This window comes from Micromonospora sp. NPDC052213, from assembly GCF_040679695.1.
Taxonomy (GTDB): Bacteria; Actinomycetota; Actinomycetes; order Mycobacteriales; family Micromonosporaceae; genus Micromonospora.
In genome coordinates this window covers 1-1,051 of record NZ_JBFAVI010000418.1, presented here as the reverse complement: position 1 = coordinate 1,051, position 1,051 = coordinate 1, and the positions used below count along the sequence as shown (strand labels likewise).

Annotated in this window: 2 protein-coding genes and 1 pseudogene; 1 reads left to right on the top strand and 2 read right to left on the bottom strand. The window is 73.0% G+C overall.

Annotated elements, in window-relative coordinates:
- Window positions 1-187 (bottom strand): annotated as a pseudogene (locus tag AB0L34_RS34405) (hypothetical protein); the annotation flags it as partial.
- Window positions 188-220: 33 nt separating this feature from the next.
- On the opposite strand from AB0L34_RS34405, the gene AB0L34_RS34400 reads away from it, so the two are divergent.
- Window positions 221-646 (top strand): hypothetical protein, encoded by a 426-nt coding sequence (locus AB0L34_RS34400; protein ID WP_043325168.1) that lies wholly within the window; start codon window positions 221-223, stop codon window positions 644-646.
- An 8-nt stretch (window positions 647-654) separates the two neighbouring features.
- On the opposite strand, the gene AB0L34_RS34395 is transcribed toward AB0L34_RS34400, so the two are convergent.
- A partial coding sequence (locus AB0L34_RS34395) for an FAD-dependent oxidoreductase (protein ID WP_363709860.1) occupies window positions 655-1,051 on the bottom strand: 397 nt, incomplete at its 5' end.

Genomic DNA, 1,051 nt, shown 5'->3' with positions numbered 1-1,051 from the left:
ACACCTCCGCCCAGAAGCCGCCGAGCGCGACCTCGTCGTGTGCCTTCATGTTGATCTGTACGAGCCGGGTTGCCATGGCCGCGATGGTAGGTGCCGCGCCGGGTCGCCGTGGTCCCGGCAGGTGGTCAGGAATCGAGAAGCGGGCGCCCACCGCCGGGCCATAGCGTTGCTGCCAGGCGGTCGGCACCACGCGGACCGCGAGTCACGAGGGGGGATCGAGATGTCCGACGGGTTCACTGCCGAGGAACGCGCCGCGATGAAGGAGCGCGCGGCCGAGCTGCGCGCCGAGGGCAGGAAGGGCGCCAAGAAGGCCGACGACCTGCAGGCGGTGCTCGACCGGATCGCGCAGATGGCGCCGGAGGACCGCGAGCTGGCCGAGCGCGTGCACATGACGATCATGTCCGCCGCGCCGGAGCTGGCGCCGAAGACCTGGTACGGCATGCCCGCGTACGCCAACGCCGCCGGCAAGATCGTCGTGTTCTTCCAGGACGCGGGGAAGTTCAAGTACCGCTACTCGACGGTGGGCTTCCAGGAGGCGGCGAACCTCGACGACGGCGACATGTGGCCGGCGTCGTTCGCGCTGGTGCGGTGGAGCCCGGAGGTGGAGAAGAAGCTCGCCGAGCTGGTGCGTACCGCCGTGTCCTGACCGTGCCGTCAGGCGGACGGCGCGGCGCCGAGGGCGAGCGCGGCGGCGTCGCGGGCGCAGCCCCAGGACAGCATCACGCCGTTGCCCGCGTGGCCGTAGTTGTGCACGACGAGCGCGTCGCCGCGCCGCTGCGCCGCCACGCGCGGCGCCGCCCGGCCGGGACGCAGCCCGACTGTGTGTTCGAGGACCTCGGCGGCGGCCAGGGCGGGTTCGATCGCGACGCACCGGGCGAGGACGTCGGCCTCCTCGGCCGGATCGGGGGTGGTGTCGTCGCTGCGTCGCTGGCCGCCGCCGAGCACCACGTGGTCGCCGTGCGGGAAGATCGACGCCCAGGCCGGCGCCATCGGCGCCTCCATGAAGAACCGTTCCAGGCCGGGGTTGCGCACCACGATCCGGGGGCCGCGC

Excerpts from the sequence above, each read along its gene's own strand:
- AB0L34_RS34400 (WP_043325168.1), top strand. The coding sequence starts at position 221 with ATGTCCGACGGGTTCACTGCCGAGGAACGCGCCGCGATGAAGGAGCGC.